General features: G+C 40.6%; 14 protein-coding genes. 2 read left to right on the forward strand and 12 right to left on the reverse strand.

Going from position 1 to position 18,228, the window contains the following annotated elements:
* Window positions 1-49 precede the first annotated feature (49 nt).
* Together trxA and AB5217_RS18955 are read left to right on the forward strand one after the other, a co-directional pair.
* Window positions 50-349, forward strand: coding sequence for a thioredoxin (trxA, locus tag AB5217_RS18950; RefSeq protein ID WP_004306008.1), 300 nt, complete (start codon window positions 50-52; stop codon window positions 347-349).
* A 17-nt stretch (window positions 350-366) separates the two neighbouring features.
* Window positions 367-831: a thioredoxin domain-containing protein gene (locus AB5217_RS18955; protein ID WP_004306007.1), complete on the forward strand. Its 465-nt coding sequence runs from the start codon at window positions 367-369 to the stop codon at window positions 829-831.
* A gap of 109 nt (window positions 832-940) precedes the next feature.
* Here the strand turns inward: AB5217_RS18955 and AB5217_RS18960 are convergent, their stop codons facing one another.
* The 12 genes from AB5217_RS18960 to AB5217_RS19015 all read right to left on the reverse strand — a co-directional run bounded on the left by AB5217_RS18960 (window position 941) and on the right by AB5217_RS19015 (window position 18,129).
* Window positions 941-1,576, reverse strand: a complete 636-nt coding sequence (locus tag AB5217_RS18960; protein WP_004306006.1) for a SagB/ThcOx family dehydrogenase — start codon at window positions 1,574-1,576, stop codon at window positions 941-943.
* Window positions 1,577-1,670: 94 nt separating this feature from the next.
* Window positions 1,671-2,231: an NADH peroxidase gene (locus AB5217_RS18965; protein ID WP_004297333.1), complete on the reverse strand. Its 561-nt coding sequence runs from the start codon at window positions 2,229-2,231 to the stop codon at window positions 1,671-1,673.
* 22 nt (window positions 2,232-2,253) lie between these two features.
* The gene (locus AB5217_RS18970) at window positions 2,254-2,682 is read right to left on the reverse strand and encodes a Fur family transcriptional regulator (protein ID WP_004315958.1); all 429 of its coding nucleotides are present in this window, start codon (window positions 2,680-2,682) and stop codon (window positions 2,254-2,256) included.
* Between the two features lie 209 nt (window positions 2,683-2,891).
* On the reverse strand, window positions 2,892-3,371 hold the full coding sequence (locus AB5217_RS18975) for a lipocalin family protein (RefSeq protein ID WP_032843748.1): 480 nt from the start codon (window positions 3,369-3,371) through the stop codon (window positions 2,892-2,894).
* A gap of 20 nt (window positions 3,372-3,391) precedes the next feature.
* Window positions 3,392-4,201 (reverse strand): DUF1573 domain-containing protein, encoded by an 810-nt coding sequence (locus AB5217_RS18980; protein WP_032843759.1) that lies wholly within the window; start codon window positions 4,199-4,201, stop codon window positions 3,392-3,394.
* Between the two features lie 14 nt (window positions 4,202-4,215).
* Entirely contained in the window at window positions 4,216-6,303 is a 2,088-nt protein-coding gene (locus tag AB5217_RS18985) for a subtilase family N-terminal domain-containing protein (protein WP_032843750.1), read from the reverse strand.
* Between the two features lie 49 nt (window positions 6,304-6,352).
* Window positions 6,353-8,344: a BACON domain-containing protein gene (locus tag AB5217_RS18990; RefSeq protein ID WP_368112791.1), complete on the reverse strand. Its 1,992-nt coding sequence runs from the start codon at window positions 8,342-8,344 to the stop codon at window positions 6,353-6,355.
* 17 nt (window positions 8,345-8,361) lie between these two features.
* On the reverse strand, window positions 8,362-11,076 hold the full coding sequence (locus AB5217_RS18995; RefSeq protein WP_032843754.1) for a DUF4458 domain-containing protein: 2,715 nt from the start codon (window positions 11,074-11,076) through the stop codon (window positions 8,362-8,364).
* Window positions 11,077-11,093: 17 nt separating this feature from the next.
* Complete coding sequence (locus AB5217_RS19000) at window positions 11,094-12,695, reverse strand: DUF5003 domain-containing protein (RefSeq protein ID WP_032854669.1); 1,602 nt, start codon at window positions 12,693-12,695, stop codon at window positions 11,094-11,096.
* A gap of 21 nt (window positions 12,696-12,716) precedes the next feature.
* On the reverse strand, window positions 12,717-13,622 hold the full coding sequence (locus AB5217_RS19005; RefSeq protein WP_032844261.1) for a DUF4984 domain-containing protein: 906 nt from the start codon (window positions 13,620-13,622) through the stop codon (window positions 12,717-12,719).
* A gap of 17 nt (window positions 13,623-13,639) precedes the next feature.
* The gene (locus AB5217_RS19010; RefSeq protein ID WP_032844262.1) at window positions 13,640-15,175 is read right to left on the reverse strand and encodes a RagB/SusD family nutrient uptake outer membrane protein; all 1,536 of its coding nucleotides are present in this window, start codon (window positions 15,173-15,175) and stop codon (window positions 13,640-13,642) included.
* 17 nt (window positions 15,176-15,192) lie between these two features.
* A complete protein-coding gene (locus tag AB5217_RS19015) occupies window positions 15,193-18,129 on the reverse strand; it encodes a SusC/RagA family TonB-linked outer membrane protein (protein WP_032844263.1) in 2,937 nt (978 codons plus the stop codon).
* Window positions 18,130-18,228 lie beyond the last annotated feature (99 nt).

Below are 18,228 nucleotides of genomic sequence, written 5' to 3' on the forward strand. Positions count from 1 at the left end.
TATTTGCGGTCTTCAAAGACTGCTTTTTAACTCTAAGAAAGAAAAGATTATGGAAAAATTTGAAGATTTAATACAGTCACCAGTGCCCGTTTTAGTTGATTTCTTTGCAGAATGGTGTGGACCTTGCAAAGCAATGAAACCGGTTTTAGAAGAACTAAAACTTATTGTGGGAGATAAAGCACGTATTGCAAAGATAGACGTTGACCAGCATGAAGACCTGGCTACTAAATATCGCATACAAGCTGTACCGACCTTTATACTGTTCAAGAATGGAGAGGCTGTCTGGAGACATTCCGGCGTAATCCATAGTAGCGAACTGCAAGGGGTTATCGAGAAGCATTATACATAAAAAGATAATAATAACGAATGAAGAAAGTATTAGTAATGGTAGCCCTCGTCATGGCAAGCGTAATTGTATACGCATTCAATGACAGTAGGGAAACTAATCAAGGTAAAAAAGAGGTAACAGGTAACGGTGAAGTCGTCGTAATGGACAAAGAAATGTTTCTGAAAGACGTCTTCGATTATGAGAAATCAAAGGAGTGGAATTATAAAGGTAATAAGCCCGCCATCATCGACTTATATGCAGATTGGTGCGGACCATGTCGCCAGACAGCTCCTATCATGAAAGAATTGGCAAAGGAATATGCCGGAAAAATTGTCATCTACAAAGTCAATGTAGATAAACAAAAAGAACTGGCAGCTTTATTTAATGCAACAAGTATTCCATTGTTTGTATTCATTCCCATGAAAGGAGATCCACAGCTTTTCCGTGGAGCTGCTGACAAGGCAACTTACAAAAAAGCAATTGATGAATTTCTCTTGAAGTAAAGAAGAAAATATAGTGACGCTATCCGGTCGGGATAGTAACGCTATAATAGGAAAAGAGTGACGGTATCCTTGCAGGATACCGTCACTCTTTTGTATATCTTGCCAATCCTTATTTGAAGTATCCCACAGGATGATTCATCATTGGCATTTGGCTATCTTTCAATTTCAAAACTTTCTTCAATTGTTCATTGTCCATCGAAGCGCGTGGCACTGTTGCTATGTTAGCAGCGGAACAGAATATTGAAATATTTTGAGAAACGATGCCGGAATCCATAGCCCCCATCAACTGGCTGCGTGCACTCTTCGCATCTCCAAATCTGGAAAGATCACTGATTAACACCAAGGACACCGGAGCTGTTTTCACAAATGCCTGTCCACCGGCTACTGCTCCACGATGATCTCCTTCAGCAACCAGAGTCAACTGATGATTTTTAGCATCATACAGATAACTTCCTTCAGGTAATACTACATATACATCCACATCCTGCTTATTCAACGCCGACGGAGCTGTTCTCATTCCGGATTCCTTACGGTTTATCCCATTAGCAGCCCATAACAAATCAGACAGATCCGACAGACTCAATGATTTAGAAGCATACTCGCGAGTTGAATGTCGTTCAGACAATGCCTTCATCACCGCACCGGTACGGTTTAAATTAGGCTTCGGCAATTTAATCACTTTGTCAGCAGCAAAAGCAGCCACCGAAAGCATTAAACAAACTAACAATAGTTGTACTTTTCTCATAACTGTGGTATTTAAAAATTGATAGACAAATATAAATAAAAAAGGTCTGTATTCGTTGCAGAATACAGACCTTTTAAGAGTTTATTAGGCTTAATTATTTCTTATCACCGAAATAACGGTTGTACAATCCTTCAAAACCTTTACCGTGACGAGCTTCGTCTTTGCACATTTCGTGTACAGTGTCATGGATAGCATCCAGATTCAGAGCTTTAGCACGAGTTGCGATACGTTTTTTGTCTTCGCATGCACCTTGTTCAGCATCTTTACGTTTCTGCAGGTTCGTTTTAGTATCCCATACGCAGTCGCCCAACAATTCCGCAAACTTAGCAGCATGTTCAGCTTCTTCCCAAGCGTAACGTTTGAAAGCTTCAGCTACTTCAGGATAACCTTCGCGGTCTGCCTGACGGCTCATGGCCAAATACATACCAACTTCAGTACATTCTCCCATGAAGTGATTGTTCAGGTCCTTAATCATTTCTTCGTCACAACCTTTTGCCACACCGATAACGTGTTCGTCAGCAAAAGACAATGCGCCACCTTCTACTTCAACAACTTCTACGAATTTGCTGGCAGGAGCCTTACACAATGGACATTTCTCAGGAGCTGCGTCACCTTCATGAACGTAACCGCATACAGTACATCTAAATTTCTTCATTTTCTTCTCAATTTTAAATTAATTAGTCAATACGTGTTTCTTTATCTTTACTTAAGCAATTCTTGCAAATACCTTTATAATAATAATGAACTTCCGATACCTGATGACCATCCATTTCCAGATTTTCCACTTGTTTAATCGCTTCCGGACATTTCAAATCATAAATATGTCCGCAACGTTTGCAAAGGAAATGAGAATGTACAGAAGTATCCGCATCAAAGTTTGTATTCTTTTCGTCAATCGTAAGCATTAATGCCGCCCCCTGTTCGGAAAACAATTTCAAAGTATTATAAACCGTGGTCTTTGAAAGTGTCGGCATTGAAGGAGACAATGCAGTGTAAATATCATCAGCCGACGGATGAATCGGATGCTCCATCAAATATTCCATGATAGCGATGCGTTGCATAGAAGGCTTGATATTATGCTCTAATAATCGATCGTATGGTTTCATCATCTTCCTTTCTTTTCAAAGTTGTATTCATTACAATTATAAATCCAATGCAAAGATAGAAATCCTTAATCTTATTTCCAAATAATTCATGACTTTTTTTTTGTGACATGACTAGCATTATTAGGTAAAGAGATAAATCAGTATAAAAAAAGGATCCACTCCATTTACTGAATGGCGTGAATCCTCTTTTTCTTTCCGTAAATTAAAACTTAATTATCCGTATCAGCTCTCGCTTCTTCTACAATCTTAGAAGGAACCTCGTCACAGCGAACATATTTAGATACATCTCCCGCATCATCTTTCGCTGTCCAAATCATAGAACCGGCTTCCAATAAATCGGTTACGATATAATCATTGTTCCATTCACCGTTGCCGAAATCATATTCACCACTAATCACATATCCCAAATAAGGATCTTTTTCAATGCTAAAATCGCCAGTGATATAACGCGCGTACATGCTGTCAAACTTCTGGTAAATTTCAAAAGTTTGTTCCTTACGGTTAAAGGTTATGTAGCAATACGTACCTTCGGCAAGAGATTGTCCGTTCCATTCGGCCAGTTGCCACGTACCGTTCAAGTTGGCCGGAGTGACCGGCAATGTCGGAATATCCGTCTTCTCATCGTCATCACAAGAAGTGAAACAAAGTACGAAGGCGAATAATGCTATCAAATTAAATATATTCTTCATATTTTCTTTTATTTATTACGTTACTCAATACGATTTACTCTAATATTCAATGTACGGTCAGACTGCGGTCCATCTATTCCTTCTATTATAATAGGAAAGGTAAACGAACTGCCTTTTCCTGAAGGAATCTGTGATGTATCTATCGTAACCACTATATCAGCTTCTCCCGCCGGACTGATAACCTCCGGTTCCGTACGAAAAGTTGCAAACTTGGGAACACCGGAGGCTGACAAACGTAACTCTTGCTCTCCGCTATTACCACAGAGAATTCGTTCTGACAAGCGTTTCCCGGAAATTTTAAATTCCATCCGGTTTTGTTTGAGCCGCAATTTCCCCATTATATATGGATACCGCGCCCATTCATCTGCGCCGGGCAGCACATTACCTCTTAATGTGAGTCGTGCCACAGGTTTTTCGTCAGAAAGCGACAAATAAACGAAAGCATTTGCATCTATCGTTCCGGGATGGTTATTCGGATTATAAGTCAATCCGATAACCTTTGTTTCCCCCGGTAATATATCTCCGGATTGAATATCCGCAACCACGCATCCACAAGTCGTTTTGATCCGGGTTAAATTCAAGGTCTCACCACTTACATTAGTACACATGAAACGATATGTCTTCGGAGCATCATCTTCGGTTAATGTTCCGATATTTATTAATGTACTGTCGAAATGCAGTATTTGTCCGGCCTGCTTTAACAACGGCGGATTTATAAGTGAATCAATTCGTACCTGTGGAGCTGAACAACCAATCCTGGCTTCGAGCATCCGGCAATGTCCAATGACTGCACTTAATAAAATTAGCCGTATCAGAGTAAATGGTTTCATTAAAATATCAGCATTTACATCCAACCGTTATCATTCGCATTCTTACGCACGGTAACTGTAATGGTCTGTTCGTTTCCGTTACTTACTTTCACCAGAATGCGAGTCGCACCGGTTTTCAATCCAGATACTTTCATTAGTGTACCTTCAACAGTTACCGTAGCAACCGATGTGTCACTCGATGTACAGATGTAAGTCAGGTTCTCTCCTCCCACATAATAGTAAGCCAAATTGAGAGTCGATTCCGCACCTTCCGCCACATACACATTCGGCACTACCATGTCCGAACCTTTACCTTCGATATTATCAAGCAAAAGTCCTGCATCTACAAGACCAGCCCCCATCTTACCAATGTATTTCGACAAATTTATTTGGGTAAGAGAAGCACCTACCGATAGATGGTTGCGATAATATTTTTTCACCTTTCCATTGCCATACCAACTATCCAACGGTTTTACAGAAGCCTTTAGCAGCTCAATGAATTCACTAGCTTTAAAGTGACGACGTTGCTGATAAGCGTATGACAAACCTAGTGCTGCAACTCCCGATACATGCGGACAAGCCATAGATGTACCATCCATAAATCCGTATGTAGCTGTACCATTTTGTATCCATGTAGACAAAATAGAACCGGAATATATTCCCTCCGACCAACTTTCGGGATCATCCTGTCCCACCTTATTATAATATTCCGTATCACCACCAGGAGCGGAAATAGTCACCTCTTTACCATAGTTTGAATAAGAAGCGGGAGTAAAATCTGCCGCCACTGCACTCACTGATATACATTTGGAATAAGCAGCGGGAAACGCGGCCATTCCTGCATATTCGTTACCAGCAGCAAAGATTGCCAATCCACCGTCAATCACTCCGTTAGGAGAACCGGCGTTATTGATGAAATAATCTAATGCTTCTTTTTCCAGCGGATACATATTTTCCCATTCCTCCTCCGAACCCGGTCCGGGAGAATATCCTTCAATCATATTGGCCAAAGAAGAGTTATATCCCCAACTACATTGCAAAATAACAGCACCATTATCCGCAGCATATTTAATAGCTTTGGCTTCTGCGTCCAAAGTGACACCATTTATACCTGAAAAGACCTGACAGGACATTATTTTCACTCCCGAATTTTCTCGACCGTCACCACCGGCAATACCGCAAACACCTTCACCATTACCATTCACAGCAGCAATAGTTCCTGCAACGTGTGTTCCATGTCCGGAATCTTCAGCCTCCATCCACGAGATAATACCTGTATCACTTACGAAATTGTATCCATACTTGTCATCTTTATATCCATTACCATCTTTATCTGTATCGGCATAAAGTTCTTCTCCTTCGTTCATCCACATATTATCTCTTAAATCGGGATGACTATGCATCACTCCTTCATCCAACACAGCCACAATAATAGCAGGATCGCCAGTACATTTCTTCCAAGCTTCCGTACAACCTACATCGCATCCAGCTTCCGAACCATTATTAAGCCCATTTTTATTATCGAACTCATTAGTACCACTGTTGATGTAATGCCACTGATAAGGTAATCCGGGATCAGAGAATCTACCGCTTGCTGTTACAGCACGTATAGCTGATTTTTGTTGTAACGCAGCTTCGCTTATATAACTCCTGTAACCTTTAGTGTTATAAGCACGTTTAATATGACCATTAGCCTGTACTTTGGATATCTCGCCCAATTTAGCAAGACGACTGGCAGCCTCCTTCAAATCTGTATTTTCATCGAACTTTACCCGATACCAGAGATGTAATCCGGCAGAACGTGTACGCTCCTCATTCTTAACATCTACCGGGAATATACGTTCAAAATGATATGCTCCTAAAATATCCAATACTTCATCCGTAGATGGAATACCGGAACGAGTCGCTGCCCCTCCGCTTCTTGTCGCCACTTTAAGAGTCCGATCAAGAATTTCGGTCATTTGAGGATCGAATTTAATTAGCAGTTCACCGGAAGTAACATCAGCCGGAAGCTGAACTTCCGTCCCCCCTACAGGGGTAGACGGTTGTTCAATAAGTTCTTGTTCCGAGCATGAAGCCAATATCATAGCAAACAGTGCTGTATATAAGAATTTTTTCTTCATTGTTCCTTTTTAAATTATTCTTGTTAATGATATTTATGCCACAATTAGCCTAGTCAGTTGTATCCGATAGTACGAATTTTCTGAAATATAACGGATAAGCTACACCATCCACAACTGTATCGTTCCCCGGATCTTCTTTTCCATAATAATAAGAATAATCGTAGTTAACCAAATCCACATTACTAAATCCAACCACGGTTCCACTTGAATTCTTACCATTCTCCTGTTGATTGAATACCATGGTTTCCGGATACCAATATGCAAAATAAGGATGGAATAAAATCCAATTCGGCACAGCACCAGTCAGGAAGTTCAAGCTGAAATGAACATTACGGGCAAATGGCAATACACGCGGTATTTGTTGCCCATTTACCGTAGTTTTGGTTTTCTTATATTCCACAGGCTGATCTGTTGTCAACAACCATTGGCAAGTGTCTTTTGATATCTTACTCTGGTATACAGACGGCGTAGCTGTCAGTTCCTCTTTAGTAAAGAAATCATCAGCCTTATAAGTCAGCGGTTTTCCCGCCGCTCTCAAAGCTTCGGTTACTTCTTCATCTGTAGGAAGTTCACCCTCTATAAAATTGTATGACATTTGCAGTGAAAGCAGATTATCCCAAGTCAGCAATTTCAAGAAAGCCTCCCGTTCCAGTTGCCCTTTAGAAATATTCACATACAATCCGACCTCTCTACCATTGTATTTAGTGCCTTCAATCAGGCTTAAATCGCTCAGCGTTTCCGTAGCACGGCAGCCGGTCAATGTCAGATATTTCAATTTCGGGAAATTGTTCTGGTTTACTTTTTCAGTAATCACTGACAATGTCTTGAAATTATTGCTTGCTAAATCCAATTTCTCCAGTTTCTTACCTAATTTAACAAAATTATTAGGGAAGTCTTCAATTCCAAGAGAAAATACAGTGAGATTCTTTAAATATTCCAATTCACAGATTTCCTCACCCAAATGAACAGTACGTGTCTGTCGGTTCGCATTACTTTGAATAGAGAATGATTCCAGATATTTCAAGTAACGGATTTCCTTCGGTATGGAATCACCACTTTGCAAATCAATCATGGCATAACTTACCGAACGCACACGTCCTATTGCTTCCTCAGGAACTTCGTTATTTTTAATCTCCTTATCAGTAGCCTCCCAAAGCGTCACAAAATCCCAGTTAGTCATATTTTCACTAGTATCGAAACTCATCATGGTCTGGAGTTTGCTATTAATAGTGATTACAGCCAACGAGTCTCCCGAACGGTTATCTTCAATTTTCATTGCAGCCTTCTGTGTTACAGTCAACACAACAGCATCAATTTCATTACCGTCATCATCTACTAATTGGTCTGTTTCCGGATGTGCCGGAACTAAACGTACTTTTGCGACACGAGTATAAGGAGCCACATTCATTCCCCAACGGAAATCAACCTTCAAAGTACGGGGACGCGCACCCCTGTCAAGATCAACCTTTAAATCCTCCTTTTTCGGCGATGTCAGCCAACCAGTACGTTCTCTCTCCACTTCCGCTTTCTCCTCAGCGGTCATTGTAGCCTCTTCGGCAAAAGAATAATCTACTTTATCGATCACAAATTCAACATTCGTAGAGATGGTAGTTTCAAAATGACGTTTTTTGTGAGTATCGGAACTGGGAATTTCCACTTCCGGTTCTCTCACTATAATTTGCTTACCGAAGCCAAACTGCGTAACAGTAACCAATTTAGATTCACCTCCATTCATAGAAAAGCGTATCTTTGCCGTGCGCACAGTATTTCTCAGTGTAGAGTCTATGGCAAGAACACAATCTGCCGAACCCAGACCATTTGCCGGTGAAACGGTAATCCAAGGATCAGAATCAGATACACGTGCCACCCATTGATCATTAGACGAGACGGATATCCTCTCAGTACCTCCTTCGGCACCGATAGTAATCTCTTCCTTATCTACCGAGATACCATTGATTCCCGCTTCATCATCATCCTTGCACGATGAAACGAATCCCATACAAAGAATCAGTCCTAATGTTATTTTATTTAAATATTTCATTAATAGCATCTTTTTTATTATCGTTCAATATCCAAAGCATCACAACCACGAATATCCTGTGTCTTATCATATATAAGCGCATACATACCTGCTTCAATATAAGGACATACGCTTGTCACATCAATAGATATATTGGGATTGTCTGCAATATCTAAAATCCAAAGTTTCGAAGTCAGCGTTTCGGTAACCTTACGGATGTCATTCGAACCGATTTGCAATTGAATCAAACTCGGACAAGTAGTAATACCTGTAGGCCATTCACGCAAAATACGGTTACCTTCTGCATCACGCTGGTGGCGGATACCAAAAGCTTGCAACTGACTACTGTTCAGCGGCTGCGTCGGGAATTTAGAAAAACAGTTGAAGCCGACATCCATATTACTCAAGTAAGGTAAAGTGGTCGCCCGGAAATCATCAGACAAACTTGTGAGTTTATTAAAACGCAAGTCTATAGTAGTCAGCAGATACGTATTCTTATAATTACCCTCTTTCGGTTTCAGTGAATATTCCGGAATCGACGTCATCTTATTATTGCTCAGATCGATAGTAGAAATAGGAGATCCTGACGCAAACAATTCTGTCGGGAATTTCTCTATCTGATTATAGGATAAGGTAATCGTACTGGCATTGATACCCTTGAACTCACTCATTCCACATTTTATATTTTTACCTTCCGAACCAATTTCATTGTATGAGAAATCTACAGAACCCATTACATAAACCGATTTGGCATTGAATATATTCGGAATATACTTCAACTTGTTATGTGAAAATCCCAAGCCTTCCACCTGATCGGTAAACGCACAGAAATCATCCGGAATTTCTTCTATCTGATTGTAATCCAGCTTAAGAGTTGTCAGTTTGACTTCCGTACCGAAAGGATTCAAATCTTTAATATTATTATGCACACAATCCAGCAAACCAAGCTTTACCATCTTCTTCAATGAATCGTGTGGTGGGAATGCTTCCAGATTGTTGTAGCCCATATATAAGATCTGAATCTTCGGACCTGTATCTTCATCGTCCGCCAATTTTTGCCAATCAGTCAATATATCGCCAGATTCAATACCTCTATTGCAAGCAATATTAAGCAACTGTAAATCCGGAAGATCAAATATAAATTCCGGAAGACGGGTCATATTAGGACAATTATACAGTTCCACATCTGTCAATGACTCCATTTTGCTCCAGCTCAGGTCCTCATTCATATATTGTTTGGCATATTCGGAATCCTCTTTTGCCCACTTGGTTGCGATGTCATCTTGAGTGAAAGGCGAATTGGCAAAAAACAGCGCCTGCAATTTAGTCAATCGCATAATAGCTTTCGATACAAACCTAATATCGTTAGTTAAAGTTCCTATTTGTGTATCCTTCAATGTAATACGACTGTTTTTCTTGATCGGTTTCATTTTCGGATTCCTATTGATAGCATCTTGTATAAGTTCCGACATATTCAGACGCGGGTCGTAATCAAGGAATGTTCTCTTATAATGCATACGTATCCGCTGTTTCTGTTCCTCACTCATATCTGGTGTCAGTTCGTCTTCACCAAACTTTCTTCCGCTCAGCGTCTCGCTATGTGTACCGAAAGACAATGTTCTCAGTTCTGTTAACTGTCCGATAGCATCAGGAACAAAGCCTTTGGCTCCAAAGCCGGCGACTGAAAGTCCGGTAACACGCCCGTTGTTATCCAAATCAACACCGGGCTGGTCGCCCCACATGTCCATTTCTTTATTGAAGTTCCAATTTGAGCTGTGCACAGAATTATCTACTGAACCTCCATAATATTTCCAATTTTCACCACCTAAAGCTTTCCAAATTTCTTTCAGTGCTATATAGTCCTTGATATACTCTGCAGTTTCCTTCAATTGGATAGGCACATTAGCATCTTCTGTCAACTCATTATCTTTCACAACGAAAGGTTCGCCTCTGACGGGTTGCGTTTCCAGTTCCTTTTTTGTACTACCGCTTTTTGTGTAAGTGGTGTAAGCTACTACCTGATAAGTTCCGGCAGGAAGCCATACGGCAGAGTCGCAGGTCGCTACACCTATATCCATATACTTGTTATCAGGATTACCAGAAATCTCATTCTTTTTAGAATCTTCTTTATAGGTGACTTTCATATCCTTCAGTTCAGTAGTGACCCTATTGAAGGTATTCATCACTGTGACATTGATAAAGCGAATATCACTAAACAGATATTCACCGGCAGCACGAGTAGCTGGAAGCCATTCTTTTGTCAATTTGAAAGTTACTGTTCCGCGAGGCACGGCATCTACTGCCAATGCTTTCTCTTGAAGTCCGCCACCAACAACAACGAACTCATTGTCATCTCCACCAGGACCTGCCAACAACACTATATCCTGTTTGTCATACAGATAATAACCGATAACTTTATAAGTACCGACAACTAACTGCAATTTTTCACTACGCATACCATATTCTGCATTATTTTCATTGTATGCGTTCAAAGGTAAAGTCTGCGAAACGGTTGTACCGTTATGCTCCATTACCACCTTTATCTTCTGTGCACTCGATAACGATTCAAGTTTGTCTGTCGCACGAGTAGTTGCTCCTTCAAACGACGCGCTTTTGAAAAGTCGGAACTGCACATAACCATACTGGCTTTGCAGTGCTTCATCATCGTCGGAACAACCTGTTACCAACCCTATCGTCAGTATGCTGACGATAAGGGGTAAGAGGTATATTGAGTATAATTTTTGTAGATTCATTTACAAAATAAACTAAGTTAATTAATATCCGGAGAAATTACTAAAGCTTTCTTGAAAACGTTGTCTGTTCCCTTAAAAACAATAATCAAATCATCATTAAATACATTCGGGACAGTTATTCCAAAATACATACCTTCTCCATCCATTGAAGTCTCTGTCTCTACATTAACCTCCTCATCACTACTATTAATAACATACGCTGCACCAGTCCATTCACTTTCTGACAATAACGGATGAATTACAAAAGGATCTCCTGCACTAGCAGATATAGAATAAACGTTATTACCATCTATATTATAATTGCCTTCAAGCAAATTTAAAATAGAAGTATCAGTAGTTTTAGTCGGCGTTACATCCAAATATCCCATTTTTTTAATTTTGAAACTTTGACTTCCTCCTTCTTCTTTCACTTCTTTTTGAGTAAATCCAATTAAAAGATTGTTCTGCTCATACTTATAATCTATTTCTCCATTTACAACAATAGCTTCCTCAAGATTATCTTTTATCTTTTCATAGTCTGCACGTGAAAATGCTAGAACATATCCACTTCTCTCATCAGGGTCACCATTCATTGTGTTCGGAATGTAGTCATCAACAATTAAGTTTAAATTTCCTCCATCCTTTTCATAATGTATCCATTCGTAAGTAAAGAAATCATACATAGAACCTTTTAAATGGATATTATCGTCCCATCCTTTACTTAAAAATACAATTTCAAAATCATCTTTCAGAGTCTTTACTGTAAATGGCATTCTTTTCTTCACCACTACTTCACCTGTACTACCACCTGTACTTTTTTGGGTAAATGTTTTTCCATCCATTGATACAACCCAATCTGTAGCATAACTTGAGGGGCGTTTCAGTTCCATTTTTCCTGGTGTCATACCCTCATAAGCTAGTCTGATAGTATGGAATGCTCTTCCCTCTTCATCAGAGAATGTGATCACATTTTCGTCACTAGCCGAAACAGGATATTTTTCACGACTTTCGTTTTCGATTATTCTCAAACCACCTTGTACTTTCTTATTAACTGCACCTACAAGGGAACCACCTTCCAATTCAACCCATCCCGGAAGATTAGTGGCAGCAAAGCGGAAGTTTGCTTCCACATCAAAACGGAGATATTCCTGATAACCTACTTTAAGAACTCCGTCTTCAGTGATATCATTACCTTCCTTATCATATATCTTCAGTTTATAATCTACTTTCGAACGGGTCACTTCACCGATTACAATCGTCTGACCACCCATTGTCAGTTCCAATTTAGCTACACTAACGTTGCCCACCTGCATATTTTCATCAGTGATCACAAGTGTTACCGTCTGCGTACCAGCCGTACCGGACAGAACAAATTCTTCTTCATCGTCGGTCTTGAACTTACACCAAATAGCAGAAGACGCCAAACTCCAATTTGTATTAGCGGTGAAAGTAAACTCTCTTGTATCATTAGAATTGCAGATGAGATTCTGCTTTTCCGGAAATATCGGAGTCTCTGCATTATCATCGTCGTCCGAACATGCCGCAAGGCAGAAAGCCATAAGTAAGCCAATAAAGAGCCAGCTCTTGCATAATGTCTTCATGCACGAATCTCCTAGTGGTTTTAAACTAAACTTTTTCATATCTTTATCTATTGCTATTTTTTAATATCCTTGTTCTTTTAATTTTTCAGCTTCCGCTTCGCTTATCCACTCGAGTACATTGACAAATGTTCCTACCGTACCGTAGTATGAGCCGTCTTTATTATTCACACTCATCGTAACATACTGCAAGATAAAATTCTCATTTGTACTGTAGAACGAAGTATAAGCCGTAGGCTGATTTAACCGTAACTTACCATCGCCATGAATCGTATTGAATGCCTCTCCGGTAGAGCCACAAATCTGTTCTTCCATTTCTACGAGAGGTTCCAAAACATCTTTCCGGTTGAACTTTATTTCCATATCGTAACCGTCAAAATAAAGACCATGGACTACAATCGTGTTTTCTTTACCTTCCACAATATCAGAAGTCACTAATCGCAAATCTACTTTCTTCGGATAGTAATCGGAAGACAAATAGCTGGAAGTCACTTTGCAATAGCCCTTAAAGTTTTTGATATCAAACGGACAAATCTTTTGCATCACAACCTTTGCCTCGTTCTTGTATAAACTCCATTGTTCAGTATCAGGGATTACCAACCGCAAAGCGAATCCTAGCGAATCAGTAATACCTATATTCTTATAAAGACCTTGTACCTTAACATCAGTACTCATCTCACCGGCTTTTATAGTAACGGTATTCGACAAGATTTTGTAGTGCTTTCCTTCAACAGCATTACTCTCCTTATCTATGACTTCGACACCAAAAGTGCGGTCATAGTCGGCAGGCACAGTGGCAGAAACAGGCACATTGAATATCTCATTGGTTTCTTGCACGGCATAAGTATAAAGCGTGTCAGAAAACATAAGATAATTGGGTCCGCTGTACACCACCTTGTCCTGATCGCATCCGGAGAAAGCTATCAGAGCAGCAACGGCTGCCATACATCCTATTAATAATTTCTTCATTATCGTATGTTTTAATCTTATTTATTACTTTCATTCGGTTCTATTTGCGAGCCGGGAGCGTCTAGTTCGTGCTGCGGAATAGGCCATACAAATAAAGGATCGTCTGCTTCTACCTTCAATCTATCGCCAGTTGACAAAGACTGGTCTTGCGGCTTGCGCTCGAAACCTTTGTGCCAACGTTTCAAATCATGAAGACGGAAACCTTCCATATAAAGCTCTTTCACGCGTTCGGACTCGATAACCTCCATTGCATTAGCCTCGCTCATGGGAGTTGATCCACCATAAGAGGAATATCGTGCAGTACGCAGTGTCGTAATATCTTTTCCCGCACGGCCATAGTCCGGCTGTTCCTTTTGCACATAAGCCTCAGCGCGTATCAGATATTGTTCTGACAGACGCAAAACTTTAGGCATGGAAACATGAAGAATATTAGCGGCTATGAAATCTTGATTACCGGCATACTTAATCAGCAAAGGCCAAGAAAGATGATGGCTAAAACTAGTTGTATGCGATTCGAAGAAAGTAGAGGCACGCAAATCATTCATATCATAAGCATTGAGCACCCAAGTAGCCGGGACATAGTCCGGGCGATAATTCACATGGTCGTAATTTAAGAAAATCAATCCCAGTTTGCCTCCATAAGAATTGACGGTGAAGCCCACTTTCCAAATAGCTTCTGTAGCCATGTCGTTTGTCCACATATACTTATAATAGCTGACTCCGGAGGAAATTGCACGAGTGCAACTAGCCAACAGATAATATCCGCTATCTATCACTTTACTGGAATATTTGATGGCTTCATCCCACTTCTTCATATAAAGAGCAACACGTGCACGCAAAGCGTATACAGTATATTCGTTGAAGTAAGTAGCATTGTTAAATAAAGCCACATCTACAGACGGATCATAGTCTTTATCCAACTCCAACAACTTAGCAGCCCGGTCAAGATCTTCAAGAATAAACTCATAAGAAGCTTTCAACGAAGAACGTTTCATTTCTTCGTCGCCTTGATAATGTTTCGTCAGGATAACCCCTAGCTGATTAGCAGCATCTTCATCACTTTCGTAGGCTTTACAGAAAAGCTTTACCAATTCCGAGTAAGCAAGTGCGCGGGCAAAATAAGCTTCACCACAATACTGGTCAAGCTTGTCCAAATCATTATCATCGGTTGTATTGTTTCTCACTCCGTCTACACGATCGAGCATGAAGTTACAACGATTGATCACATCGTAAAGTCCGGCATAAACAGCCTCGATACTTGTATTTGTTGCCAGAATGTCTTTCCAGCGCCAGATATCTCCGTATGTATTCGTATTTCCGTTGATCCCATACACAAGATCGGTCTGCAAATCAGGAAGTATCGTGAGATTACCGGAATACAGAGCACTATTCTTGAATGCGTCGTAAATACCGATAACTGCCAGATTTACATCATCCACCGTCTGAATGGCATCATCAAAAGGAATAGAGTCTTCCGGCATCTTATCCAAACAGGAAGTGGCGGAAAGAGCCACAGCAGCCATCAGGATATATAATTTAAATTTCTTAATCATCTTTCTTTATTATACTATTAGAATGAAATGTCAATACCCAAAGTAAACTGACGTGAAGCCGGGTACTGTGCCCTATATACATTAGATGCCACTTCCGGATCAAGTCCTGTAAAACCTGTCCAAGTAAACAAATTCTGTCCCTGCAAATAGACACGTGCTGACGTGAAGAAATGAGTTTTATTCAACAATGATTGCGGAAGCGCATAAGCCAGTGTCAGGTTCTTTAAACGAAGGAATGATGAGTTCTCAAGAAAACGGTCGTCCAGCTGAGCTGTCACTCCGTAACGGGGAATATCCGTAATGTCACCCGGTTTTTTCCAACGATCATACAATAGTCTTCTTGATTGATTGTAAGCACTATACAGTCCGTTACTTTCTTCGAAGAAGCGGTCATTATTCATCACATATCTTTTAGCCATCCAGCTGAACTGGGCCGATAATGAAAGCCCTTTCCACATCAGGGTTGTGCCGAAGCCGCCTGCCCAGGGGGAGTCGAAGGTTTTACCGGTCATTACTTTGTCTTCTTCACGGTATTCTGTTGTCAGTTCTCCGTCAGCAGTGTACCACAAAGCATCACCATTAGCCGGATTCACTCCTGCATAACGGTTCATGTAGTATTCATGAACAGGATGTCCTACTACGTATTTCAATCCGGTAGTGGAATTTACATATTCTTCCACACCATTATAAAGTTCCAATAGTTTATTCTTATTATAAGATACGTTTGCGCTCAGATTCCAAGTGAAGTCTTTTGTACGGATCACATCTCCGTCCATTGCAATTTCCACTCCTCGATTCATCATAGCACCAATGTTGTCCCACCGATTACCGACACCGGTAATAGCATACGATTGAGGAACTAACATTAACATATTAGTCGTCTTTTTATGATAAAAATCGACGTTCAAATTGACTCTATTGAAAATGCCCAAAGTCAAACCGATATTGTTTGCCCAAGTTTGCTCCCAGCTTAATTCTTCGTTCCCGCTTTGTTTGGGATATATACCAGCTTCATCATTATAGTTGGCATCACCGGCAACCAATGCCAGATGATCATAGTAAGGAATTTCCGAATTTCCGGAAGTACCTGTACTTAACTTAATCTGTGCATTCGTGAGCCATTCTATATCTTTCAGGAAAGCCTCGTTCTTGATATTCCACATAAAGCCTAACGACCAGAACATTCCCCAACGGTGGTCTTTACCAAAACGGGAAGAAGCGTCTGTACGTGCAGCAACTTCCGCATAATATAACTCTTTATAATTATACTCTCCACGAAAGAAAAAAGACAGGTATGCATAAGCACTATTTGAGTCCGGCCACGAGATCGCACGAGTTCCGGAAAGCAGGTTGGTCAGACGGTCATTGTTCTGTCCTTGTGTAGTTACCTGAAATCCGGTTGAACGATAGTCTATACCTTCTTGTCCCAGCAAAAAATTCAATGAATGATTATCATTCAAAGCCCATCGGTAATTGGCTGTAAGAGTTTCACTCAAACTAAGAATATCCGATGAACTACGCCCGGCTTTACCTGATTTATTATTAATGATATAACTTGGAAAAGATTGCATGAAAGCTGTAGAATGTGCATAATCTACAGCAAACTGTGCACGAATGGTTAAATCCCGAATCGGAGTAACTTCCGCGAAGATAGTAGACAACAATTTGTATTTTTCATATTTTACAGGATTGTTCGCCATCCATTCTATCGGGTTCTGTCCGGTTCCTGTCCAGGTTCCATCGTTTTCGGAAGCCAAAGAGCCGTCAGCATTATAAGGATTCCAGTAAGGCAACATAAAACGCGAACCGGAAATAGGTGTATAAAGTGCCGGTTCTCCCTCTTCAGCCTGTGCTATTTCTTCGTATGCCATCATCGTATTAGTACCTATTTTCAGCCAGTTGCTAGCTTTCACTTCCGCATTAGCACGCATATTATAACGACGAAAATTAGAGCTCTGGGCAATACCTTCCTGATCATAGAATCCTCCGGAAACAAAATAATTCAAACGGTCGGTAGCACGATTAACAGACAATTCATAACTCTGCAAAGGAGCGCGGTCATTGAATACTTCATCCAGCCAATTTACATTCGTACGAGACAACAAGTTATAATCCTTTCCCGTATCTAAACCGATTTCTTTTTCAAACTGGATACGTTCCGGAGTATTCATCACTACCCAATTGTCGTCTGAAGCCAATTGTGAAAAACCCCATTGCGCACGCATGGTTACTTTCGCCTTGTCAATCGCCAAACCACGTTTGGAAGTGATTACTACCACACCGTTCGCTGCACGGGCACCGTAAATAGAGGTGGATGAAGCATCTTTCAACACAGAGATAGACTCTATATCGCCCGGACTGATTGTATTAAAATCAGCACTGGAAATAGGCACACCATCCAAAATAAATAACGGAGATGTACCCGAATTGATAGAATTGGTACCTCGAAGCTGGAAAACAGCCGCCTTACTTGGTTCCCCCGAATTAGAGATTACCGTTAACCCGGGGGTCTGTCCCTGCAATGATTGGTCGAAACCGGCCGCAGGTACATTTTCCATTTTTTCTGCCTTTACAGTAGATACGGCACCGGCAATCGTTCCTTTCTTACGTGTACCATAGGCAACGACCACCACTTCCTCTACCATCTGCGCATCGCTCTCCATCTTCAAATCAATACGAGTGGCAGCAGACACCTGCTTTTCCATCGTTTTCATTCCAATGTAAGAAAACTGCAAAATAGCGGGGGATTTCGTCACTGTGATACTGTAATTACCATTCATATCGGTAATTACTCCGTTCGTCGTACCCTTCTCCAAAACAGACACACCAATCATCGGCTGATTATCTTCCGCCGAAATAATATGTCCGGTTACCTGATATCCACCCTGCGCAAAAAGCAACAGGGGGATACTTGTCAGAGTAAAGAGTACAAACAAGAGAATTGATTTTCTCATCTTTGATACTTGAATTAAAATTAGGTGGGTTCTATCAATTCCATTTTTTATTTCTTGCATAAGGCAGCAGAACCCTTTAACTGTCTTGAGCAAGATAAT

Source organism: Bacteroides sp. MSSM.1001136sp1_RTP21357st2_D2_RTP21359_211015 (assembly GCF_040913205.1).
Classification (GTDB): Bacteria; Bacteroidota; Bacteroidia; order Bacteroidales; family Bacteroidaceae; genus Bacteroides; species Bacteroides ovatus.